The 24,395-nt window shown below is 45.1% G+C and carries 21 protein-coding genes, 1 other RNA gene, 1 pseudogene and 2 other annotated features; of the genes and pseudogenes, 18 read left to right on the top strand and 5 right to left on the bottom strand.

Features of this window, described 5'->3' with window-relative positions; genetic code table 11:
• The 3 genes and pseudogenes from BLP57_RS15905 to tnpA form a co-directional block, all read right to left on the bottom strand.
• Nucleotides 1–327, bottom strand: a pseudogene (locus BLP57_RS15905) (Mu transposase domain-containing protein); the annotation flags it as partial.
• Between the two features lie 357 nt (nt 328–684).
• Entirely contained in the window at nt 685–1,044 is a 360-nt protein-coding gene (gene tnpB, locus BLP57_RS15910) for an IS66 family insertion sequence element accessory protein TnpB (protein WP_015524382.1), read from the bottom strand.
• Nucleotides 1,034–1,420 (bottom strand): IS66 family insertion sequence element accessory protein TnpA, encoded by a 387-nt coding sequence (gene tnpA / locus BLP57_RS15915; protein WP_059085448.1) that lies wholly within the window; start codon nt 1,418–1,420, stop codon nt 1,034–1,036. The genes tnpB and tnpA overlap by 11 nt, the downstream gene beginning before the upstream one ends.
• 148 nt (nt 1,421–1,568) lie before the next feature.
• Between tnpA and BLP57_RS15920 the strand changes: the two genes are divergently transcribed.
• Nucleotides 1,569–1,973, top strand: coding sequence for a hypothetical protein (locus tag BLP57_RS15920; protein ID WP_092073181.1), 405 nt, complete (start codon nt 1,569–1,571; stop codon nt 1,971–1,973).
• Nucleotides 1,974–2,156: 183 nt separating this feature from the next.
• On the opposite strand, the gene BLP57_RS15925 is transcribed toward BLP57_RS15920, so the two are convergent.
• Nucleotides 2,157–4,427: a glycoside hydrolase family 3 C-terminal domain-containing protein gene (locus BLP57_RS15925; protein WP_092073184.1), complete on the bottom strand. Its 2,271-nt coding sequence runs from the start codon at nt 4,425–4,427 to the stop codon at nt 2,157–2,159.
• Between the two features lie 280 nt (nt 4,428–4,707).
• On the opposite strand from BLP57_RS15925, the gene BLP57_RS15930 reads away from it, so the two are divergent.
• The 17 genes from BLP57_RS15930 to BLP57_RS18355 all read left to right on the top strand — a co-directional run bounded on the left by BLP57_RS15930 (nt 4,708) and on the right by BLP57_RS18355 (nt 24,020).
• A complete protein-coding gene (locus BLP57_RS15930; RefSeq protein WP_242872659.1) occupies nt 4,708–5,364 on the top strand; it encodes a VanZ family protein in 657 nt (218 codons plus the stop codon).
• A gap of 301 nt (nt 5,365–5,665) precedes the next feature.
• Nucleotides 5,666–5,939: a binding site (T-box leader), on the top strand.
• Nucleotides 5,940–6,035: 96 nt separating this feature from the next.
• Complete coding sequence (locus BLP57_RS15935) at nt 6,036–7,691, top strand: 2-isopropylmalate synthase (protein ID WP_175443004.1); 1,656 nt, start codon at nt 6,036–6,038, stop codon at nt 7,689–7,691.
• Nucleotides 7,692–7,814: 123 nt separating this feature from the next.
• The gene (locus BLP57_RS15940; protein WP_092073187.1) at nt 7,815–9,761 is read left to right on the top strand and encodes a DUF2142 domain-containing protein; all 1,947 of its coding nucleotides are present in this window, start codon (nt 7,815–7,817) and stop codon (nt 9,759–9,761) included.
• A gap of 486 nt (nt 9,762–10,247) precedes the next feature.
• The gene (locus tag BLP57_RS15945; protein WP_021652924.1) at nt 10,248–11,081 is read left to right on the top strand and encodes a cell wall hydrolase; all 834 of its coding nucleotides are present in this window, start codon (nt 10,248–10,250) and stop codon (nt 11,079–11,081) included.
• A gap of 216 nt (nt 11,082–11,297) precedes the next feature.
• Nucleotides 11,298–12,788: a threonine synthase gene (gene thrC / locus BLP57_RS15950; protein WP_092073190.1), complete on the top strand. Its 1,491-nt coding sequence runs from the start codon at nt 11,298–11,300 to the stop codon at nt 12,786–12,788.
• Nucleotides 12,789–12,870: 82 nt separating this feature from the next.
• A non-coding RNA gene (ssrS, locus tag BLP57_RS15955) (6S RNA) lies at nt 12,871–13,048 on the top strand.
• Between the two features lie 59 nt (nt 13,049–13,107).
• On the top strand, nt 13,108–14,166 hold the full coding sequence (locus tag BLP57_RS15960; RefSeq protein ID WP_092073193.1) for an aldose epimerase family protein: 1,059 nt from the start codon (nt 13,108–13,110) through the stop codon (nt 14,164–14,166).
• Nucleotides 14,167–14,201: 35 nt separating this feature from the next.
• The gene (locus BLP57_RS15965; RefSeq protein WP_092073196.1) at nt 14,202–14,789 is read left to right on the top strand and encodes a GNAT family N-acetyltransferase; all 588 of its coding nucleotides are present in this window, start codon (nt 14,202–14,204) and stop codon (nt 14,787–14,789) included.
• Nucleotides 14,790–14,814: 25 nt separating this feature from the next.
• Nucleotides 14,815–15,708 (top strand): YihY/virulence factor BrkB family protein, encoded by an 894-nt coding sequence (locus BLP57_RS15970; RefSeq protein WP_021652921.1) that lies wholly within the window; start codon nt 14,815–14,817, stop codon nt 15,706–15,708.
• 47 nt (nt 15,709–15,755) lie between these two features.
• Nucleotides 15,756–15,977: a binding site (T-box leader), on the top strand.
• 95 nt (nt 15,978–16,072) lie between these two features.
• Nucleotides 16,073–17,092: a phenylalanine--tRNA ligase subunit alpha gene (gene pheS / locus BLP57_RS15975; RefSeq protein WP_092073221.1), complete on the top strand. Its 1,020-nt coding sequence runs from the start codon at nt 16,073–16,075 to the stop codon at nt 17,090–17,092.
• Between the two features lie 66 nt (nt 17,093–17,158).
• A complete protein-coding gene (gene pheT, locus BLP57_RS15980; protein WP_092073199.1) occupies nt 17,159–19,576 on the top strand; it encodes a phenylalanine--tRNA ligase subunit beta in 2,418 nt (805 codons plus the stop codon).
• The gene (locus BLP57_RS15985) at nt 19,576–20,184 is read left to right on the top strand and encodes a histidine phosphatase family protein (RefSeq protein WP_175443005.1); all 609 of its coding nucleotides are present in this window, start codon (nt 19,576–19,578) and stop codon (nt 20,182–20,184) included. Before pheT ends, BLP57_RS15985 begins: the two co-directional genes overlap by 1 nt.
• Nucleotides 20,185–20,480: 296 nt before the next feature.
• On the top strand, nt 20,481–20,693 hold the full coding sequence (locus BLP57_RS15990; protein WP_044962386.1) for a ferrous iron transport protein A: 213 nt from the start codon (nt 20,481–20,483) through the stop codon (nt 20,691–20,693).
• A 145-nt stretch (nt 20,694–20,838) separates the two neighbouring features.
• A complete protein-coding gene (locus tag BLP57_RS15995) occupies nt 20,839–22,500 on the top strand; it encodes a MotA/TolQ/ExbB proton channel family protein (protein ID WP_021652917.1) in 1,662 nt (553 codons plus the stop codon).
• A 14-nt stretch (nt 22,501–22,514) separates the two neighbouring features.
• Nucleotides 22,515–23,588: an OmpA family protein gene (locus tag BLP57_RS16000; RefSeq protein ID WP_092073205.1), complete on the top strand. Its 1,074-nt coding sequence runs from the start codon at nt 22,515–22,517 to the stop codon at nt 23,586–23,588.
• A gap of 40 nt (nt 23,589–23,628) precedes the next feature.
• Nucleotides 23,629–23,814 (top strand): hypothetical protein, encoded by a 186-nt coding sequence (locus BLP57_RS16005; RefSeq protein ID WP_092073208.1) that lies wholly within the window; start codon nt 23,629–23,631, stop codon nt 23,812–23,814.
• Nucleotides 23,808–24,020, top strand: a complete 213-nt coding sequence (locus BLP57_RS18355) for a hypothetical protein (protein WP_256137224.1) — start codon at nt 23,808–23,810, stop codon at nt 24,018–24,020. The genes BLP57_RS16005 and BLP57_RS18355 overlap by 7 nt, the downstream gene beginning before the upstream one ends.
• A 27-nt stretch (nt 24,021–24,047) precedes the next feature.
• On the opposite strand, the gene BLP57_RS18120 is transcribed toward BLP57_RS18355, so the two are convergent.
• Nucleotides 24,048–24,275, bottom strand: coding sequence for a hypothetical protein (locus BLP57_RS18120; protein ID WP_092073215.1), 228 nt, complete (start codon nt 24,273–24,275; stop codon nt 24,048–24,050).
• Between the last annotated feature and the right edge of the window lie 120 nt (nt 24,276–24,395).

Here is a 24,395-nt window from a genome sequence, read left to right on the forward strand (position 1 = left end):
ACCATTGGGATGCTCTTTTTTATAATCGATCCATAGAAAGCTCAAGTCGGCATGCTTTCCCATTTGGATCATTTGCTCATGTATTTTTTCAAAATCAGGTAGTGGAATGTCCTTATGTCGAAGGTTTCCTTTTGGATAGATGAGATCAACAACCTTTGCGGGTGGCATTTGCCGAAGATCATCCAGTGATAATCCTGAATCATTATAGCGGTTCATAATCAATGCAATCCCGCTCCGTCCAATCCGGTAACGTTTTTGTACGGCGTCATAACTGACTTTACTGAGTCGAAGTTCTATGACTCCAAGAATAGTATTGTAGTCGTGCATAATAGTTCCTCCTTTGCACAGTGATGAATAATAGTTACATCACAATAATAAAGGAAAAACGTACCGCTTTGAGCAGAAAGCGCATACCGCTAAATTAGAATGAATGTACCGCTGATTTCAGAATAGGCGTACCGTTCGAGCAGAATTTGCATTACTAATAGATGAATACTCTGAAAAACTCAAAAAACTATTAGTTTTTCGGGCTTTTCAGAGTACTTATCCACAAGCCCTGTAAAGGGGCCTGAAAGTACTCCTGAATAAATGAAGGCAGCGGAATTATGAAAAGTGGATAACTCTTTTTCGGGACTTATGATGATTGGAAGATGTTTTTTTATTTTCTCTGTTTTGCACAGGATCTTATAAGATCTTATCCGGTCTGACTTCCTGGATCGGATGGCGTGCAACAATTTCCAGTCCCTGCATGAGATATTGGTACTGCTCTGGGGTGATCTCCAATGCTTCTTCTTTTGTGCGGGGCCAGTTGAATGCACCCAACTCCAGTCTTTTGTATAGAAGCAGGAAGCCGTCGCCTTCCCAGACCAGCCCTTTGATGCGGTCAGTACGTCTTCCGCAGAACAGGAACAGAATATCTTTTTGATACGGATCCAGCTGAAAATTGAACTTGATAATGGATGCAAGCCCCTCCATACCACGTCTCAGATCTGTGTAGCCGGTAGCGAGATAGATCCTGCGGAACCCGGAAGCATCATTCAGCATGAAAGATATCTCCGATACGTGACAGGAGTTCTGCTGAAACGGAATTGGATATCTCTACAGAGACCGGTCCTTTTCGGAGGATGATATCCGGATGGAATCCATTTCTGACAGACTCCTGTTTTATTGGAATGCTGATCTCTGCGAACGAAATCTTTTGTGGGCTGGTTTCATCTGCCGGGTCTGTGATAACCGAAAGGTCCTTTGATGTCGAAGCAGCAAAAGCTTCTTTTCTGAGAATCCTTTGCCAGTAAAAGAATTGTTTGTCTGAGATCCCATTAGCCCGGCACCATTCAGTTTTATTCATACCGCTGTTCAAACATTCATTCATGATCTGGGTCCAATGTTCAATGCGGACCTGACGTGTGATCTTATCCATAAGATCCTCCTTTAAAAAACTTTTAGTTTTACAAAGGGATTATCTCATGGTTTTAGGTGAAAAGCACGGTACTAACTATTTACCGTATACGTAGAGTTCCTGTTTTGATGAAATCATTGACAGTGCAAGACAGAAGTAGGTGAAAATAATGGATTCGATAGAACTGAAGCCTTGTGATATTCAGGGCAGGTTGTTTGAGTTGGCGTGGAAAGAGCATTATAACAGTGAGAGATTTATACGGTATTTTATGAATTCAAAGGTAGCCCGGGCGTTAGATTCGGAGTATAACCGGATGCAGTGGGCTGGAGAAGAGTATTTATTGGAAGAGTTTGCAGATGAATGCCCGGAAGTAAAGAAAGATGGTATACAGTATGATAAGGAAGTTATGTATTGGGCGGGATATGTGTATCGATACTGGCATTATGTAACAGGTGAATCAAGCAGAGAGATTTATCGTCAGGCTCCGGCAAAAACCATGAATGTAAATTACCTGACGTTTCACACGATGGATCCGGAGATGGCGGTGGAGGATCTTAAGGAAATCTACAGGTAAAAAAGGGGTGTGTAAAATATGGGTGCATCGCAGATCGAGCAATATAAAAAAGATTGATGCACTGCTGATAAAAAATCAAAAAGCTGACAGAAGTACGAAACCTGTGTCATTGTAAAAGCAGGTTTTATTCTGTCAGCTTTTTTATGTAAGTATAATTCGTTCGGCAGATGATGTCCTGTGAAATTATACCAGTTTATTTAATTTTTCAATAATTTCTGTAAGTTCTTCTCTGGAATACCCGCCGAAGCTTACCAGCGCACGTAATGGCATGGAGTCGGTCATGGCTTCTGTCATTTCTTCAGTGATAGCTTCGGAAGCGGCTTCAGAAGAGGACTCTTCACCAACGTTCATGGCTGAGATATATTTTGCTGTCAGTTCTTTTGCTGTTTCGCTTGTTTTCGGGTTGCGGAACAGTTCGCCCAGGGTAGTATTCATATGAACATGCATCGGAAGCTCCTGGCTGCTGTTCAGATGGATCCTGCCTTCAAGATGGATATCTCTGGAAGATGTACCGACAAGGAGCTTATATTCGCCGCTGGCTGCGAACCAGTCATGAAGTTCTGTATTGTACCATGCGAAGCTTCTCTTGTCCAGCTCCATGGTTACTGTTTTAGTTTCGCCTGGATTCAGGAAAACCTTTTCGAAGCCCTTGAGCTCTTTTTCCGGACGGATCGCGGAATGGGTGCAGTCTTTGACATAGAGCTGTACGACTTCTTTTCCTGCCATATTTCCTGTGTTTGTTACATCAACCGAAACGGTGATGGTGTCTTTGTCTGTAGGATTTTCATTGGAGATCTTCAGGTCGCTGCAGGCAAAGGTAGTGTAGGAGAGTCCATAGCCAAACGGATATGCTACATCCATTTCTTTTGTATCGTAGTAGCGATAGCCTACGAATACGCCTTCACGGTATTCAACCTTTTCACCACCGCCGAAGTTCAGGTAGGATGGATTGTCGGAGAGCTTGAATGGTATTGTCTCGGCAAGCTTGCCGCTTGGATTTACTTTTCCGTAAAGGATGTTTGCGACAGCGGTACCGCCTGCCTGACCACCGAGGTATGCTTCCAGAAGTCCTTTTACATTATTGAGCCATGGCAGCTCCACGGGGGAACCGTTGTGGAGGACGATCACGGTATTCGGCTGTACTTTAAGGATCTCAGCAATGAGACGGTTCTGGCATTCAGGAAGCCTCATGTGGGAACGATCGTATCCTTCAGATTCAAAGCTGTCCGGAAGTCCGGCGAAGATCACAACCTTGTCAGCGGCGGCAGCAGCTTTGATCGCTTCAGCTGCAAGTGCGTCATCGTAGAGATCTTTGTCTGCAGGAAAACCTTCTGCATAAGTAACCTGTGCATCGGAAGGAACGGAATCCAGTGCGTTTGTGATCTTGAAGCAGTTGATATGAGAGCTTCCGCCGCCCTGGAAACGAGGCTTCTTTGCAAAACCACCGATGAAAGCAATTTTTTCGGATGCTTTCAGAGGGAGGATCTGCTCATCGTTTTTCAGAAGAACCATAGATTCTTCGGCAATGTGGCGTGCTTCTTCATGGTCTTTTTCCATGGTGAATTCCTGCGGTGCCCGGTTGTCTGCATATTCAAAAATTATGCGTAGAATGCGTTCAACAGCCTGGTCAAGAATGTCTTCCTTGAGGGAACCGTCTTTTACGGCCTGTACGATGAGGGCATCGTTGACCCCATTGGAGGAAGGCATTTCCAGCTCAAGACCTGCCTCAAGACCTTTGACGCGGTCATTGACTGCACCCCAGTCGGACATTACATAGCCCTTGAAGCCCCAGTCGCCGCGGAGAACATCTGTGAGAAGCCATTTATTCTCAGATGCGAAAGTGCCGTTGATCTGGTTGTAGGAGCACATGAAGGTGTATGGTTGAGCTTTTTTTACTGCGGTTTCGAATGCAGGGAAATAGATCTCACGTAAAGTGCGTTCATCAGCCTCGGAAGAATTGCTCATGCGGTGATATTCCTGGTTGTTTGCTGCAAAGTGCTTGATAGAGGTTCCTACATGCTGGGACTGTACTCCGTTTATAAAAGCGGCTGCGATCTCACCTGCAAGATAAGGATCCTCGGAATAATATTCGAAGTTTCTTCCACAGAGAGGAGAACGTTTGATGTTTACGGCCGGTCCGAGAACTATGGATACATCGTTGGCCTGAGCTTCTTTTCCGATGGTTTTGCCCATTTCTTCCACCAGCTTGCGGTCAAAGGAGCAGGCGCTTAAAGCGGCCGGCGGGAAGCAGACGGCCTTGATGCTGTCATTCATTCCAAGATGATCGCCCTTATCATCCTGCTTACGAAGTCCGTGAGGGCCGTCGCTGACCATTACTTCCGGGATCCCCAAGCGTTCCACATGTTTCAGATGCCAGAAATCAAGACCTGAGCACATGCCGGCTTTTTCTTCCAGTGTCATCTGGCTTACGATTTTTTTCAGATCACGTTTCATTAAAAATACCTCCGAAATGTTTTTCTTACTATGAACTATAGCATGTTTTGTTGGTAAAATATAACAAAAATTTGTTAAAAATAAAAAATATTGCAGTTTAGCCGAATCAAGTAAGTCCCCTGCTTGAATTGCGAATATCCGCATGACCCTCACATTTTCAGGAATATAAAAACGATATGCAGGTCGATTGACAGAGCGGTGAGAGATATCTTTTCCTGGCTTTTGTGGGAAGAGTGTAGTAATATAGGTAGGAATAATGACAGAGCTGCCGGACAGAAGAATGGTCGACTGTCTGGCTTATGTGAAAGGACTTATAATGAAAGACATCATATCAAGTATTATTACAAGTGTACTGACAGCTTTGTACCAGCCATTTTGGTTTTCTGTGATCCTGTCTGTGATGGTACTGTTTTTTTATCTCTTTGCCTACCATAATGAGACAGGTGGAAGGGGAATCAGGGGAGCTTTTTCCGTGTGGTGGCAGTATTTTAGAGGAAATGCTTTTTTTCGGAAGCTGTTTTTTCTGACCTTTTATACAACCATGATCTTGTTTCGCACGCTGCTGAACCGGGATATGTGGATGAATCCCCTTTCGGATGTGATGGCGAACTGGTGGATCTGGAAATATGGAGAGGATGGTACCAGATATCTCACAACTGAGTGTATTGAGAATCTGATGCTGTTCATTCCGTTCACGATCCTGCTGTTCTGGACCGCAGGAAAGAAAATATTGAAAAAAACAACATTCTTGAATATTGTGTGGACCGGACTTAAGATTACCTTTGTATTCTCACTGTCCATTGAACTTCTGCAGCTTTTCCTGAGGCTTGGGACGTTCCAGGTTTCTGATCTGACATATAATACTCTTGGAGGAGGTATTGGCGGGGCTGTGTACTGGATTGGTCATCAGCTTTCAGTCAGGCGGGGAGCCGAATAATGTCTGCCGCAGATAGCAGGAAGACAGAGAAACGGATCAGCCCGGATTGCTGTTCGAGAGTGATACTTTGAAATTTTTGTAGTTACTGTTCACTGGTAATATTCCGCGAGGTGTTTTTTGTGAGCGAAGGTCACAGAAAACCCGAGACATACCGCGCGAATTTATGCGATTAGCATAAATTCTGTGCATCGCGAAGCGTGTTGCTGAGAACGGAGTGAACAGTAACTTTTTGCGCGGTGCATCGTTAAAATTTTGTTGACAAATCTTCCATAACGTGTTAACCTAATACCAGTTTCAAAAAGAAAATGCGTAGATGAGGAATAGTACACAAGAGAACGGAGCACAGAGAGCTGCTGGCCGGTGAGAAGCAGCGGAAGGGATTTGTGGAACTCGCCTCGGAGCATCTGCCTGAAATCTTTATATATTATATAAGAGAGTAGACGCAGACGGTGTCCGCCGTTATCCGGAGAGGATATAAGGATGTATATACATTCCGTATCTGTCAAGTGTGTGAATTTTTATTCATGAAATAAGAGTGGTACCGCGTAGGACAGCAGTTGTCTTTCGTCTCTTGCAGAATCTGCAGAGTCGGAAGATTTTTTTATGTCTTTATATCAAAAACAGAAACCAAAGAGAAATTTTAATGGAAACAGAAAGTGGAGGAAAACAAAATGATGACACCATCCAAGTACAAACGTCAGTATTACATGCCGCCGGTGAAATGTATGAAATGGGCGGAGAAAGAATATGTGGATAAGGCCCCAATCTGGTGCTCTGTAGACCTTCGTGACGGAAATCAGGCACTTGTGATCCCGATGAGCTTGGAGCAGAAAGTGGAATTTTTCAAGCTTCTTGTAAAGATTGGTTTTAAAGAGATCGAGGTTGGATTTCCGGCTGCTTCTGAGACAGAGTATGAGTTTCTCCGTACGCTGATCGAGCAGGATCTGATCCCGAAGGATGTAACGATCCAGGTGCTGACTCAGGCAAGAGAGCATATTATCCGTAAGACTTTTGAAGCTGTTAAAGGCGCCCCAAAAGCGATCGTTCATGTATACAATTCCACATCTGTAGCTCAGAGAGAGCAGGTATTCAAAAAATCAAAAGAGGAGATCCTGAAGATCGCAGTAGATGGCGCTGCACTTCTGAAAAAACTGGCTGATGAGACAGAAGGCAATTTTCAGTTTGAGTACAGCCCGGAGAGCTTTACGGGAACAGAGCCGGAGTATGCACTGGAGGTGTGCAATGCGGTTCTGGATGTATGGCAGCCCACTGCAGATAACAAAGCGATCATCAACCTGCCTGTTACGGTTGAGCATTCTATGCCGCATGTGTATGCAAGTCAGGTGGAATACATGTGTGATAATCTGAAATACCGTGAAAACGTGATCGTTTCTCTTCATCCGCACAATGATCGTGGATGTGGCGTTGCAGACTCCGAGATGGGTCTTCTTGCAGGTGCTGACCGAATTGAGGGAACTTTGTTCGGAAATGGTGAGCGTACCGGTAATGTGGATATTGTAACACTTGGTATGAATATGTATTCCCAGGGTGTGGACCCGAAGATCGATTTCTCTGATATGCCGCATATTTGTGAGGTTTATGAGAAATGTACCGGAATGCAGATCTATGAAAGAAGTCCGTACAGTGGAGCTCTTGTATTTGCTGCATTTTCCGGATCGCATCAGGATGCCATCGCAAAGGGTATGCACTGGAGAGAGAACGGAGATCTGGAGCACTGGACTGTTCCGTATCTGCCGATCGATCCGACAGATGTGGGAAGAAACTACGACGCAGATGTTATCCGTATCAACAGCCAGTCCGGAAAGGGCGGTGTAGGCTATATACTGGAGACAAAGTTTGGCCTGAACCTTCCTCCGAAAATGCGCGAGGCTATGGGCTATGCAGCCAAAGCAGTGTCCGATCACAAGCACAAAGAACTTCATCCGGACGAGATCTTCAGTCTGTTCAAATCTACCTTCGAAAATGTGGTTGAACCATACAGCATCAATGAGGTTCATTTCCAGCAGAAGGAAGACGGCATCGTAACACGGGTTACTTCTACATTCCGTGGAAAAACCATCGTTACAGAGGCTTCCGGAAATGGTCGTCTGGATGCGGTAAGCAATGCGCTGAAGAAAGCTTACGAACTGAAATACACACTGGAAACTTATCAGGAGCATGCTCTGGAGCAGAGCTCTTCCTCCAAGGCTATCGCTTATGTGGGAATCCGCAAACCGGATGGAACGCTTGCCTGGGGAGCGGGTGTTGATCAGGATATCATCCGTGCCTCTATTGATGCACTGGTAACTGCGATCAACAATCGATAAGCATCCGGTTCCGGATAGGTTTACAAAAAATGAGAAGCTGCCATAAAACGCAGCTTCTTTTTTTGCCGTGCAGATGCTATAATAGTGCGGAATGTGAAAATAACAGTGAGTAAGAGGGATATTATGAAAAATAAGAAAAAAAACAGGAGCTCATACAGCCTGTCTGCAGAGCTGAAAAACGCTCTGAAATATCTGCTGATATGGGGAATGATCTTGATCTTTTCCGCATATCTGCTTAGTGATTTGGAGATCCTCGGAAATGTAAAGCAGCAGGCAAGACCGGATACCTGGTCTATGATCGGTGCGGGAGGAAGCTTTGAAGAGGAGTTTACCTGCAAAACGAACCGTCTGTCCGGTGTGGAGCTTTTTCTTTCTACAGAGAGTGCATCGGTTGCTGGAACGTTTCAGGTAACGCTGTATCAGAATGAAAGGGAAATCCAGAGCTGGCAGGCCAGCAGACTGACCATATCGTCGGGGGATACCACGTATTTCCGGCTTGACCAGAAGTTTACGGAATGTAAGGGGCAGAAATTCCGGATCGTTTTAGATGGCGCAAAAGGGGATACCGGAGTGGCAGCAGGGTTGGTGAGCCAGAAGGATGATACACAGACACTTGCCTATCGGATCATTTCCAGGCCATTTCCAAAATCACTGGTGTTTCTGGTGATTGGAGCGGCGGCAGCTGTGATGCTGGTGATCTTTGCATTTCTGAAACGCAGACAGCTCCGGGCAGAAGTGGTGTTTGCCGTTGTTTATATTTTTATGAGTATCTGTACGCTGGCGGCGGTTCCGGCCTTTAATTCGCCGGATGAGTACAGCCATTATCTGAGAAGCTATGAGGTTTCCAGAGGATATCTGACGTCGGAAGGCAACGGAGGAAACGACTTATTCTCATATGGAAGGACGTTTAACAGTGGTCTGGTTCCGGAATTTTCCGCCAAGGATCATGTATCATTATGGGATATCGGAGAGAATGCAGATCAGCGTATCGACCGGGAAAAAACACAGTTTTACGGATTTGGAAATACAGCCTTGTATGCACCTACTTCGTATCTTCCCCAGGCAGTAGGGATCCGCATTGCAGATCTGTTTACGGACCGGCCGATGGTTCTTGCCTATGCGGGAAGGATCGCCAATATGCTTATGTTTGGACTGTTCTTTTTCTTTGCCATTCGTCTGACGCCTGTTGGGAAAAATTTCCTCGTACTTCTGGGGCTGGTACCTGTGAATATCCAGTCAGCAAATTCCATGTCAGCAGATGCCCTGGCCCTGGCTCTGACGGTTGCTCTGGCTGCCTTTGTATTGGCTATACGATATAAACAAAAAGAAGTGATGAGTAGAAGACAGCTGATATGGATGTACGTGCTGACCGGATTCCTGTGTCTTTGCAAAGTGGTTTACATGCCGTTTTGCCTGCTCCTGTTCCTGATTCCGAAAGAACGGTTTAAAAGCAGAAAAAATTACTGGTTTCATGTGGTCTGTGCAGGAGCTGTGATCCTGATCTTAAGTTTCGGCTGGCTGGTCATTGCATCCCGATATCTCTGTGAGTCACAGCCAGGTGTGGATACAGCTGCACAGCTTGTGGGGATCCTGAAGGATCCGGCTGCCTTTGTCCTGACTTTTGTGCGGAGCCTGGATAATTTTGGTGTGACCTATCTTACAGAAATGATAGGAAGTAATCTTGGATGGCTGAACATTCCTGTCTGTGCCCTGCTGGCAATGGGATATCTTTTGATCTTGGTCCTTCAGGTTTCCGGGAATGATGATATATCGGGAATCCGTCTGGATCTTCCGGCAAAGGGCATTCTGGGAGGAGTCAGTCTCCTGGTATTTGCGCTGATCTTTGTAACGTTATATGGACAGTGGACAGCCTATGGCTACGATAAGATCCTGGGCGTGCAGGGACGGTATTTTCTGCCGCTTCTTTTTCCGCTGATCCTTGCGCTGAAGCCCAAACGGTTTGCCGAAGGAGCCGGGGAAACACCATGGGGACTGTTTCTGGGAGCCTGGAGTATCGATCTGTGTGTTTATGCGACACTTTTCGTGCAGGCATTGTGCCGTTTTGCATAAGGTGTCGGATCTGGTCGAGCAAAAATCCTTGACTGGCTGAAAACAAAATATTATAATCAAATCTGTAAATAACAGAGGAAAAAACTGTTCTGAAAAAGGATAAACAGGCAGATAGAAGTACGATTTCCGGAAAGTGGGTGTACAACATTGGACGGAGATGGAGACGCTATCTGCCTTTTTTTCTGAAATGAAATACGGCATGAGTGTGGATAACTCTGCGGTTTTATGTGGATTTTATGTGGAATACATGTGGATAAGGTGTGGATAAAACACAAATACCGCCGTTGAAGCGTTAAATACGGGAAAAAGCTTGACATATTCAATATTATTAAATATAATTTTCCCATACATTACAAAAATGTTACAAACATGTAAAGGAAATCGTAATGATCCGTATTTATCCGGAAAGCGATGATAATGGGGGCTGTGATATCGCATCGGAGGATTATGGGCTGTTACAGAAAATGAAACGCAAGGAATGAGATTATGAAAGTTGAGAAAGATTTACGTGAGACTGACGGAGTCCAGGATGAACGTAGAAATGGAAAAACCGGAGGAAATTCCGCGCGCAGTTTTGCAGTGCTGACATTATGTGCAGTTTTGGCGATGGTTATTTCTCTGGGGACAAGGACATTTGCAGAAAGTGAGGGAGGCAGGGTTTATGCAGCTTCAGATGGAGGAGAGGGCTCTCCCTATGAAGAGGTTGCTGTTCCTACCGGGATCGCAGGTGTGGTTTCAGGAGTTACGGATACACCATTATCCGGAAGCACGGTTACAAGGATCGGAAGCTCCTGTGAGCAGGTGATCGTAGGCCAGAGAGTACAGAAAGTAACCAATACTGCTGCAGATCTTAATGTAAGCTCCTCTATGGAAAACAAAGTAAATGAACTTGATGCAAGGTCGATCACACTGGCAGAAAATCCCACACTGATGTCAGATGAAGACTATGATACACTTCTGAGGATCGTGGAGGCAGAAGCAGGAAGTGAAGATATCAAGGGCCGTGTTCTGGTGGCCAACGTCATTATGAACCGTGTAAAAAGCGAAGATTTTCCGAATACGGTGACAGAGGTTGTCTGGGATAACAGTGACGGCGTTCCGCAGTTTTCACCGACCTATGATGGCAGGATCAATGAAGTTGCAGTTTCCGATGAAACAAGGGAAGCGGTCAAGCAGGCGCTGAAGGGTACTGATTATTCTGAAGGTGCACTGTTCTTTATCCAGAAATCTGCAGCAGAGGAACATAATGTGAAATGGTTTGAAAAGGACCTGAAGAGGCTCTTTAAATACGGGGTCCATGAATTTTATACATATAAATAGGAAGAACTGATGCAGTACAGAAGGAACCAACCGCCGGCAGAAACAGACCGGCGGTTTCTTTTTATCCGAAAGCTGTGAATATCTGTCTGATCACAGGGTGGGATTGGGCAAGACAGATTCTTTTTTAAAAGTGGTGGCATTTTCCATAATTCCATGCTATAATGTGATAACGTTGAAAAGAAAACGAATATCTTACAATAGAAAGGCGGAACACCAATGCAGGTATTGTACAAGAGCACCAGAGGAAAAGAGCAGGCAGTTACAGCGTCTATGGCCATACTTAAGGGCCTTTCTGAGGACGGCGGACTGTTCGTGCCTGAAAGCATTCCACAGCTGGATGTACCAATGGACAAGCTGGCACAGATGACCTACCAGGAGACAGCATATGAGGTAATGAGCCGTTTCCTTACAGATTTTACCGAAGATGAGCTTAAGAACTGTATTAACAAAGCATACGACAGCAAATTTGATACAGAAAAGATCGCGCCTCTTCATGAAGCGGATGGGGCATATTTCCTGGAACTGTTCCATGGCGCGACCATTGCATTTAAGGATATGGCACTTTCCATTCTTCCGCATCTGATGACAACTGCAGCGAAGAAGAATAATGTTAAGAATGAGATCGTGATCCTTACCGCAACATCAGGAGATACCGGTAAAGCTGCCATGGCAGGCTTTGCAGATGTGCCGGGAACGAAGATCATTGTATTTTATCCGAAGCATGGTGTCAGCCCGATCCAGGAGAAACAGATGGTAACTCAGAAGGGTGCCAACACTTATGTGGTAGGTATTACCGGTAACTTTGATGATGCCCAGACTGCAGTTAAGAAGATGTTCAATGATCATGAGCTGGCAGCAGAGCTGGATCAGGCAGGCTTCCAGTTTTCTTCTGCAAACTCTATCAACATCGGTCGTCTTGTTCCTCAGATCGTATATTATGTATATGCCTACGCATCACTGGTACGTGACGGCAGGATTAAAGACGGACAGGAGATCAATGTGGTAGTTCCTACCGGAAACTTCGGAAATATCCTTGCTGCATACTATGCGAAGCAGATGGGACTCCCAATCCACAAGCTGATCTGTGCATCCAATGAGAACCGTGTTCTCTATGATTTCTTCCGCACAGGAACCTATGACAGAAAGAGAGATTTCATCCTTACGACATCTCCTTCCATGGATATCCTGATCTCCAGCAATCTGGAAAGACTGATCTATCGTCTTACCGGAGAAAATGCTGAAAAATGTGCTGAGCTTATGAAATCCTTAAGTGAGGGCGGCGAATATACCATTACTGACGAGATGAAAGCACAGCTTGGTGATTTTTATGGTAATTTCTGCAGTGAAGATGAGACTGCACAGGCCATCAGTGATATCTACAAAAACAGCAATTATGTGATCGATACGCATACTGCAGTTGCAGCCGGCGTATATAAGAAGTATGTAAGTGAGACAGCGGATCATCTTCCGACAGTGATCGCCTCTACTGCAAGTCCGTATAAATTCACAAGAAGTGTTATGGAAGCACTTGGTGAGGAGCATAAAGATCTGGATGATTTTGGCCTTGTAGACGCATTAAGTGCGCTTTCCGGAGTACCTGTTCCACGTGCAGTTGAAGAAATCCGTACTGCCCCGGTTCTTCATGACAGGGTGGTAGATGCAGTGGATATGCCGGCAGCAGTAAAGGATATCCTTAAGATCAAATAATAATTGATAATAAAATCAGTAAGAAAATGTATTTTCTGTTGAAAAAGCACAAATACTGGTTTATAATAAAAACAACGAAAACCGAATCCTGGAATGTTCGATCCCCCTTTTCTTTTTGAACCTACATTGACATTTTGGGAATCCAAAATCGCAGGTTGGATGTCAGACCTCACGTCGTGGTAGGCAGAAGACACTGTTGAGGATACCCACCTAGCATCTGCTAGGCGTCAAAAATAAGGGAACGGCATCCCGGGATTAATCGGTTAAAGACATAGAGCCGGTTAGTGGCTCTTTTTTCATATATGGGAGGAATTAAAACATGAGTGTTTCTGAAAGGAAATTTGGGGCACTTCCTACAGGAGAAGAAGTAAAAATCTATCATCTTGAGAATAAAAAAGGTGCCTATGCGGAAGTGCTTCAGTATGGTGCGATCCTGGTGAAGATATGTGTTCCGGATAAGAACGGAGATCTGAAGGATGTGGTCCTTGGATATGACGATATCCGGGGATATGAGATTAATGGATGCTTTTTCGGTGCGATCATTGGAAGAAGTGGAAACCGTATCGAGAATTCCAGATTTTTTATTGATGATAAAGAAGTGGTTCTTGCAGAGAATGAGAATCATAACAATCTTCACAGCGGTCCGGATGGTTTTGAGAAAAAGCTGTGGGAGGTAAAAGAAATTTCCCAGGAGAAGAACAGCGTGGATTTCTTCCGCATCAGTCCGGATGGAGAGAACGGATTTCCGGGAGAATTTTCCATTGTTGTGAAATATGAATTCACAGAGGAAAACGAACTGAAGATTTTTTACAGAGGACGCTCTGATGCAGCTACCGTTGCCAATATGACCAACCATTCTTATTTTAATCTGAACGGAGAAGGCAGCGGAGATGTGCTTGATCAGGAAGTATGTATTCATGCGAAGTATTTTACTCCGGTAAAGGACAGCCAGTCCATTCCTACCGGTGAATATGCACCGGTGGCGGGAACGCCGATGGATTTCAATGTTTCCAAACCGATCGGCAGAGACATTGAGGCGGATTTTGAACAGCTGAAGTTCACAGGCGGTTATGACCATAACTATGTAACCGATAATTATGCAAAGGGCAATGTCCGTTCGATCGCTACTGCATACTGTAAGGAATCCGGTATCGGTATGGAGGTTTCCTCCGACTGTCCGTGTGTGCAGTTCTATGCAGGCAATTTTGTTAAGGATGAGAAGGGAAAGAACGGTCATGTTTATCATGAACGTTATGGATTCTGCCTGGAGACACAGGTGGAGCCAAATGCAGTCAATGTAGAGGATTTCCATTCTCCGATCCTACTTCCCGGTGAAGAGTACAGCTCTGAAACGGTTTACCGTTTCTTTGTGAAATAACAGACAAACAGAATTAAAAGAGGTGCGAGAAGGCAATGCAGATACGTGTGGCAGAAGAGAGAGATGCAGCAACACTTTTAGAGATTTATTCCTACTACGTAGAAAAAACTGCGATCACATTTGAATACGAAACACCTTCCATAGAAGAGTTTACGCAGCGAATCCATGATATAAAGGTGAAATATCCGTATATTGTGGCAGAAGAGAAGGGAGAAATCCTGGGATATGCCTATGGTTCGGCGTTTCACCCGAGGGCTGCTTATGGCTGGTGTGCGGAGATGTCTGTTTATGTGAGACATGACCGGCGGGGCAGCGGTGCAGGAGGCAGACTCTATCGTGCCTTGGAGAGTCTTCTTGCAGAGATGGGAATTCTGAACCTGAACGCCTGCATTGCAGTTGCACCAAAAGATGATGAATACCTGACCAGTGCCAGTGTGGATTTTCATAAGCATTTCGGTTATAAGCGTGTGGGAGAGTTCCACAGATGCGGCTATAAGTTTAACCGTTGGTATAATATGGTATGGATGGAAAAGATGATAGGCGAACATAAGAGCCTGCAGCCGGAAGTAAAGCTTTTTCCGGAAATCCAGGATAAGATCGGATTTGAACGTTTTTCCTGGTGAAAAAAGAAACCTGAGGGAGGTCAGCATGGACGAGGAAAAGAAAAATATAATCCAGCTCATGCTGGGATTTGTGCGTAGGGCAAACGGAGATCATGTCAGTGCATATGCGGCCCAGGCAGCGTATTTTCTGATCATGTCTTTTATCCCGTTTATACTGTTTCTTACAACGCTGATCCGTTATACACCGTTAAGCTATAATGTTGTCAGGGATGCCATCATCGGGTTTGTGCCCGGAAATCTGCAGACCTTTGTGCTGAGCATTGTGGTAGAAGTATACAAAAGAAGTACAGCCATCGTGCCGTTGTCTGCGCTGATGGCGCTCTGGGCGTCCGGAAAGGGAATGCAGGCGATCACCAATGGCTTAAATACCATTTATCATGTAAAGGAAACCCGAAACTGGCTGATGACCCGAATCTATTCGGTTTTTTATATGCTGTTGTTTGTGCTGGCGATCATTGTCACTCTTCTGGTCCTGGTTCTTGGTAATCGAATCCAAGTAGCTGCACAGAGAACCATTCCGATTCTCGGGAGGCTGCTGGCCAAGGTTATAGGGGCTAGGACATTGCTTGTATTTGCCGTACTGTTTGCAGTGTTTCTGGTCCTTTATAAAGTGCTTCCAAACCGAAAGGCAACCTTTAAAAGCCAGCTTCCGGGTGCATTTATGATCGCAGTGGCATGGATGATATTTTCCTATGGATTTTCCCTGTATTTTGAATTTTTTCCGAATTTTGGAAATATGTACGGAAGTCTGACTGCGCTGATCATGGTAATGCTGTGGCTGTATGTATGTATGAACCTACTTCTTTACGGGGCGGAGATCAATGCCTACTTCGAAAATGAATTCCGAAAGGCCCAGAGATCTGTAAAAACACTTCTTTCCAAGAAAGAAAATGAAAAAAACAGTTCCAAAGAATCCTGACTTTGCGCTTGACAGAAGGCAGACCTTGTGGCATAGTATTAAAAGACAGAAAAGCTGTGAAGGTGTTTATAGAGGATCATTTTCTCACAGAGAAGGGAAGTCACCGGCTGTAAGCTTCCCCGGGTTCAGATGGTTCTTGAATTTCCCACCGGAGCTTCCTCTCTGAAGTAACAGTAGGAGATGACGTAAGCTGCGCGTTAAGCAGACAAGAGGTGCCCGTGATCTTTTCATGGGAAACTGGGTGGTACCGCGGATATTCCGTCCCTTTTATAAGGGACGGTTTTTTTATTGCCCATATCTGGATCTTCGGGGTGGGCGGCGGATCATTTGATCATTTTAATTAAAGGAGAAATAGACCATGGATATGAAAGAAAGACTTCAGGAACTGGCTGAAAATGCCAGAAAACGGATCGAGGAATCCGAGGGCCTGGATAAGCTGAATGATGTGCGTGTTGCATATCTTGGAAAAAAAGGTGAGCTTACTGCAATCTTAAAAGGTATGAAGGATGTTGCTCCGGAAGAGCGTCCGAAGGTTGGACAGCTTGTCAATGAGACAAGAGCTAAGATCGAAGAACTTCTGGAAGCCTCCAAAAAGGATTTCGAGGAGAAGGTCCGTGAGGAAAAAATGAAGGCAGAAGTGATCGATGTAACACTTCCTGCAAAGAAAGCGAAGATCGGTCATCGCCATCCGAATACTATCGCTCTGGAAGAAGTTGAGCGTATTTTCGTCGGAATGGGCTATGAGGTTGTGGAAGGTCCGGAGGTTGAGTATGCGGACTACAACTTTACAAAGCTGAATATTCCGGAGGATCATCCGGCAAGAGATGAGCAGGATACATTCTTTATCAATGATTCCATTCTGCTCCGTTCCCAGACATCACCGGTGCAGGCACGTGAGATGGAAAAAGGCAAGCTTCCGATCCGTATGATCGCACCTGGCCGTGTATTCCGTTCTGACGAGGTAGATGCAACACATTCACCTTCCTTCCATCAGATCGAGGGCCTTGTTATTGATAAGAATGTTACGTTTGCAGATCTTAAGGGAACCCTTCAGGAGTTTGCAAAAGAGCTGTTCGGACCGGAGACAAAGACCAAATTCCGTCCGCATCATTTCCCGTTCACAGAGCCGAGCGCTGAGGTTGATGTTTCCTGCTTCAAATGCGGCGGAAAAGGCTGCCGTTTCTGTAAAGGTTCCGGCTGGATCGAAATCCTTGGCTGTGGTATGGTTCATCCGAATGTTCTCCGTATGTGCGGGATCGATCCGGATGAGTATACAGGATTTGCCTTTGGTGTAGGTCTGGAGCGTATCGCACTTCTGAAATATGAGATCGATGATATGCGTCTTCTCTATGAGAACGACAGCAGATTCCTGAAACAGTTCTAAAACAGTGAACACGGATCATGAGTATCCGTCTGACAGTAAATATAGAAAAAAGAAGGGACAACCAAAATGAATACTTCATTATCTTGGATTAAAACATATGTGCCGGATCTGGATGTAACGGCACAGGAATATACAGATGCCATGACCTTGACAGGCACAAAGGTAGAGGGCTTTACAGAGCTGGATGCAGATCTCGATAAGATCGTGATCGGCCAGATCGATAAGATCGAGAAGCATCCGGATGCAGATAAGCTGATCATCTGCCAGGTAAATATCGGAACTGAGAGTGTGCAGATCGTAACAGGCGCTCCAAATGTAAAAGAAGGAGATAAAGTTCCGGTTGTTCTTGATGGCGGACGTGTTGCAGGCGGCCATGATGGAAAAATGACTCCCGGAGGGATCAAGATCAAAAAAGGCAAACTCCGTGGCGTTGAGTCCTTTGGTATGATGTGCTCTATCGAGGAACTTGGAAGCACCAGAGAAATGTATCCGGAAGCACCGGAATACGGAATCTATATTTTTCCTGAGGACGCAGTTGTGGGTGAGAGCGCTGTTAAGGCACTTGGCCTTGACGATGTGGTATTTGAGTATGAGATCACTTCCAACCGTGTAGACTGCTACGGTGTTCTTGGAATCGCAAGAGAGGCAGCAGCAACCTTCCAGAAGAAATTCTGCCCGCCGATTGTAGAGGTTAAGGAAAATGATGAGAAAGCTTCCGATTATGTAAAGGTTACTGTAGAGGATCCGGAGCTTTGCCCGCGTTACTGCGCAAGAGTTGTAAAAAATGTCAAGATCGGTCCGTCCCCGAAGTGGATGCAGAGATGTCTGGCTTCCAATGGAATCCGCCCGATCAACAACCTGGTTGATATCACAAACTATGTAATGGAAGAGTTTGGACAGCCAATGCATGCATATGATCTGGATACCATCGCAAATCAGGAGATCGTTGTACGCCGTGCAGGAAAAGATGAGAAATTCGTCACACTGGATGGGCAGGAGCGTATCATGGATGAGAACGTTCTGATGATCTGTGACGGTGAGAAGGCTGTCGGCATCGCGGGTATCATGGGTGGAGAGAATTCCATGATCACAGACGATGTAAAAACGGTTCTTTTTGAGGCGGCGTGCTTCGATGGAACCAGCATCCGTCTTTCTTCCAAGAGGATCGGACTTCGTACAGATGCATCCGGTAAATTTGAGAAGGGTCTTGACCCGAACAATGCACAGGCTGCAATTGACCGTGCATGCCAGCTGATGGAAGAGCTTGGTGCAGGTGAGGTTGTAGGCGGAATGGTTGATGTCTGCAGCGAGACAAGAGAGCCATCCAGAGTAAAATTTGAGCCTGAGAAGATCAACAAGCTTCTTGGAACCAGCCTTACAAAAGAAGAGATGATCGATTATCTTGGACGTGTAGAACTGGCTTATGATGAAAAAACAGACGAGATCGTTACACCGACATTCCGTCAGGATATCCACTGTAATGCAGATGTTGCAGAGGAGGTTGCAAGATTCTATGGCTATGATAAGATCCCGATGACACTTCCTACAGGAGAGGCTACTACAGGTAAGCTGCCATTTAAGCTTCGTATCCAGGAGGTTGCAAGAGATATCGCAGAATACTGCGGATTCTCAGAGGGAATGTCCTATTCTTTCGAAAGCCCGAAGGTATTTGACAAGCTTTGTATTCCTGAGGACAGTGATCTTCGTAAAGTCATCACCATCAGCAATCCTCTTGGAGAGGACTACAGTATCATGCGTACAAGCACACTGAACGGTATGCTGGCATCCCTTTCCACAAACTATAACAGACGTAATAAAGATGTTCGTCTTTACGAGCTTGGAAATATCTATCTTCCGAAGTCCCTTCCGGTTACAGAGCTTCCGGATGAGCGTACCATGTTTACACTTGGAATGTACGGAAAAGGCGATTTCTTTGATATGAAGGGTGTATGCGAGGAGTTCTTCGAGAAGATCGGAATGAAGAAAAAGGTTACCTACGATCCAAACAGCGGAAAACCATTCCTTCATCCGGGAAGACAGGCTAACATGATCTATGAGGGTAAGGTAGTTGGATACTTAGGTGAGGTTCATCCGGCTGTTGCAGATAATTACTCTATCGGAGAAAAGGCATATATCGCAGTGATCGACATTCTGGATGTTCTGGAATTTGCTGGTTTCAACCACAAATATACAGGAATTGCCAAATATCCGGCTGTAACTCGTGACCTGAGCCTTGTAGTTCCCCATGCAGTTCTCGCAGGACAGATCGAGGAGATTTTTGATCAGAGAGGCGGAAATATTCTTGAGAGTTATCAGCTGTTCGATATCTACGAGGGCGCACAGATTGAGAAAGGTTTCAAATCCATGGCTTATTCTCTGGTATTCCGTGCCCATGACAAGACTCTTGGTGAAAACGAGATCTCCGCAGCAATGAAAAAGATCATGAATGGTCTTAACGGACTTGGAATCGAGCTGAGAAGCTGATGCTGATCTACATTGTAAGACATGGCCTGACTGAGTGGAATAAATTAAAAAAGCTTCAGGGTGCAGCGGATGTACCTCTTGCGAAGGAAGGAATCCTTCTTGCGGAAAAAACCGGAGAAGCTCTCCGTAATGTGAAGTTTGATATCTGTTTTACAAGTCCGCTCTCAAGGGCAAAACAGACAGCAGAATGTGTTCTGGGGAAACGTGATGTTCCTATTATACCGGATAAGCGGATCCAGGAGATTGATTTTGGTGTGTTGGAGGGTGATCAGGTAAGAGATGCAGAGGGCAATTATATCGATCCGCAGATCGAAACCTTTTTCCGTGATCCGGTAAATTTTAAACGACCGGAAAAGGGCGAGGATATTTTTGATGTGATCGCCAGGACAAAGGATTTCTGGGATGAAAAAACATCAGATCCGACTCTTGCGGATAAAACAATTCTTGTTGCCTCTCATGGATGTGCAGTCCGTGCTCTTCTTCAGAATGTAGATCCTGATCCGGAGAATTTCTGGAGAGGCTCCGTTCCGCCAAACTGCTGTGTTAATCTTGTGGAAGTAAAGAATGGAAAGACAACGCTTCTGGAAGAAGATAGAGTTTATGCATAGAAAATAATGAGAAACGCAGAATAACTGTAATGGCTGTTCTGCGTTTCTTTTTTTGCTTGTTTTTATTGGTGGAATTTCACAGGTTATGATTGACTAATTGAGATAAAATGAGATAAAATATATAAAAGTAATGAATGATTCAGAAAAATGAAAGTTAAACTTTACTAATTATATAAAGATGCAGAATTGTGTTGGAATTATATGAAATCATTTAACCAAGTGCGGATTGCGAATATCCGCCTACGGATAGAGGATAATTACTGATAGTGATGTGATATATGGAATGGGGTGAGTATATGCAGTCATTAAATGAGACAAAAGCAGGGGAAAGCTACACGATCAAGTGGATGACCGGAATGCCGGAGACTATGGAACAGATCAGGCAATATGATGTCAGCGAAGGAAAGACCGTACAGATCATAAGCAGGATACTTGGCGGAGTGATCGTAGGTGTTTGCGGACGCAGGATCCTGATCAGCGATGATGCAGCCTGCCGTATAAAAGTATAAATAAAAGTATAAAATAGAAAAAAGACGAAAGGACAATTCTTTTGGCGAAGGAATTGTCCTTTCTGGTTGTTTTAGGGAAGATGTTATGATAGTATGGGAACAAAAGAGTAACTTTTTTCAAAAATAAAGACAGGGGAGGCATATTATGGGAAAAAAGTTTATGAATACAGTGCTGTTTCTGGCAGTAACAGTGGCCGCGGCAACCCTGACTGCTTATGTTGGAAAAGGCTCCGGGAATGTGTTGCTTTATAATTTTACATTTCTGGGACTTATGCTGATCATATACGCAGTGGGGCTTTTTGCAGGTTTATATCGGATGGATAACCTGTCAAGAGCACTGAAGCATGGCGCTGGTGAGATCACAGAAGTGTTTCAGCTTCCGGGAAGAGCCAGAAAAGAAGAGATTGGGCAGCTGCGAGGGATTTTCGGTGACCGCTATCTCGACAAAAAGATGGATGATTTTGTTGACAGCATCAGCAGAACGGAAGAAGGGATCGCTGAAGTAGAGGATTTTGTGAATATTGAGGATGTAGATGTACATATCCACAAGAGACTCCTTGAGATGGCTCCGGACATTTTTACAAGCCTTGGCATCCTTGGAACATTTATCGGTCTTGTGTGGGGACTTAAGAACTTCCAGCCCACAGATTATGAAGTGATGACAAGCTCTGTATCCGCTCTTGTAGATGGCATCAAAGTTGCGTTTCTGACTTCCATTTATGGAGTTGCACTTTCTGTTGTGTACACATTTGGGATGAAAAGCGGATATTCTGCGATGTCCCAGGCAATGCAGGATTTTCTGGATCGTTTTCACGCACTGGTGCTCCCTACTGCGGAGAATGAGTCCTGGAATCTCCTTGTTTCCAGCCAGAAGACGCAGACAGAAGCCATGAAACAGATGGCGGAACAGTTTTCTGTGCAGATGGCAGATAGCTTTGAGAAAGTGATCACACCTACTTTTCAGAAGATGAATGATTCTCTGGACGTTCTTACCGCATCTGTGACAAAAGGGCAGCAGGATGCGATCCGGGAGATCCTGGATACGTTTTTAAGCGAGATGCATGGTTCCTTTCAGATGCAGTTTGAAGATTTTAATGATGCTCTGGCAGAACTTAAGAAGGTGCAGAAGGAGAATACAGAATATACATCAGAATTGTACAAGACCATGAGCAGTCAGCTGAGTGAAACTTTTACGAAGCAGGAACGTGCCATGAAGGATGCCATTAAGGAAATCGATGAGATGCAGAGCAGTTATATGAAGACTGCAGACCGTATTATCCGGGATAATCAGATGATCCAGCAGCTGCAGAAACAGGATTACGAAAAGTTTGCCCGGCATATGCATGAAAATGAAAAAGAATCCGCAGATCTCTGGAAAAACTGCAATGCATCTATGCGCCAGTATGTGGACAGTGCTGCAGAAGGGATGAAAGCAGTTGCGGATTCCAATAGGATCAGCGAGGAGCTTCTTCGTGAAGATAAGAAGATGATCGAAGATTTTGAAGCCAGAGTGAAAGAATTTACCGAGAGCCAGAAGATGGTCAATAGTGTTCTGGATGAGGTACGCAGGCTTCTTTCTGAGATCAAGACGGCAAAAAATAACCGTGATATCCATCTGATCGCCGGACAGCCCTGGGGCTATGGAAGCAATGCCGGTATCCAGGAACTTAAGGATAAGCTGACGGGTCTGGAGGATCTTCTGGAAGGACAGGGCGCAAGACAGGAAGCGCTGCTGGATGAGATCGAGCGCAGTATCCGTGAGGCAACGAAGGCAGCACAGAAAAGCCGTTTTGGTTTATTTAAATAAGAGAGGAATTGTCAATGCGCAAAAAAAGAAAGCCGGAGGAGCATGGGTTTAATGTCTGGCGTTCTTATTCGGATATGATGGCAGGAGTTTTGCTGCTTTTTGTTCTGATCATGTGTGTGACACTTTTTCAGGCACAGAAGAGCTATCAGGACAGTCTGAAGGAACGGGATGAAAAAATCGCTCTTCAGGAAAAATATACAGAAGAGCTTCTGGAAAAACAGAATGCGCTGGATGAGCAGGCAGGAACATTAAAGAGCCAGGATGAGCAGATCAAGTCCAAGGACAAGCAGATCAAATCTCAGGATGAAGAACTGTCTTCTCTGGCGGAGAAGCTTGCCAAACAGCAGGAAACACTGGAGGCACAGCAGAAGAAGCTGTCCTCTCAGAAAAAGAAGCTTTCCAGCCAGCAGGATACACTGAAAGAGCAGCAGTCTGCGCTGGATGAAAAAACAGAGCTTCTGGAAGAACAGCAGGAGAAGATCGACAAGATCATCGGCGTGAAAGCGGAGGTTGTGGAAGCTTTGCAGAAGGAATTTGAGAAAAAGAACCTCAATGTGGATATTGATCCACAGACAGGTGCGCTGACGCTGAATGCCAATGTTATGTTTGATTATGATCAGGCAGAGCTTACCGATTCCGGTAAGATGACATTGTCTATGGTACTGCCGACATATTGTAAGGTATTGCTGGATGATTCCTATAAGAAATATCTTGGCGAGATCATTATTGATGGTTATACGGATACAGACGGAGATTACAGTTATAACCTGGAGCTGTCACAGAAGAGGTCTCTGGCGGTAGCGCAGTATCTTTTGGATATTAAGAGTGATTTTCTGAAGGATTCACAGGTTCAGGAACTGAAGGATTGTCTGACAGTGAATGGGCATTCCATGTCAGATCCGGTTCTGGATGCAGATGGAAATGTAGATAAGGGTGCGTCCAGACGTGTAGAGGTAAAATTCCGTTTGAAGGATGAAGAGATGATCCAGGAACTGAATAAGATCATGCAGGGAGATTCTGCAGAGTCCGACAGTACTGCTCAGAAAAAAGAAAAGAATCAGAAAGAAAATCAGGATAATAAGCAGTAATAAAATATGGCTGCTTTATATTTTTTAAGGAGGATTGGGTATGAAAAGAAAACTGGCATTGATGCTGACAATGACGCTTCTGGCTGGCAGCCTGGATTCGGGAATGCTGGTCAGTGCAGCTGATTTTTCAGCAGAAGAGAGTGTGGAACAGGCAGTGGAAGAGGAACTTTTTCAGGCTGTACATCCCTTTCTTCCATCCACATTCTGGATAATGGGGTGGTGGTAGAAGCAGGTGCATTTAAGCAATGTACAAGTCTTACCCGTATCCATATCCCTGCATCAATGGTTACACATGGTTATGTGTGTGAGAGTCCGGCGTATCCGGGAATTTTTGCGGGAGATACAGGTCTGACGACGGTCACCTTTGTGAAAGCAAAGATCGCCAAGTACAGAACTCGCCTTCGGCTCAGAAAGCAGGCCCTGCCGCAATAACGCCGTCTCCCGCAGCCCAAGTAGTAATCACCCCTCCTCCGTAGCAGCCCGGCTCAGCGTATCACCATAAATATCGAAGAATACAGGGACCAGATCGGCACAGCGTACCACTATAAGTACCGAAGAATCCCAGAACCAGATCGCAGATCGGCACAGCGTACCGCCATAAATATCGAAGAATCCAGGAACCAGATCGGCACAACGTTCCACATCCAATACCGAAGCATACAGACAAAAGTCAACAACGCAGTACATACAACAACGCAGAACTCCTTCCGTGCCCAAGAGGGTGGGGGTGCAGGGGGAGGGCCTTCGGGCTACGGAACTCTGAGATGGCCTTCCCCCTGCATATTCCCGCATTGAAAATGCGACCGG

Source organism: Blautia sp. SF-50, assembly GCF_900101315.1.
Taxonomy (GTDB): Bacteria; Bacillota; Clostridia; order Lachnospirales; family Lachnospiraceae; genus Blautia_A; species Blautia_A fusiformis.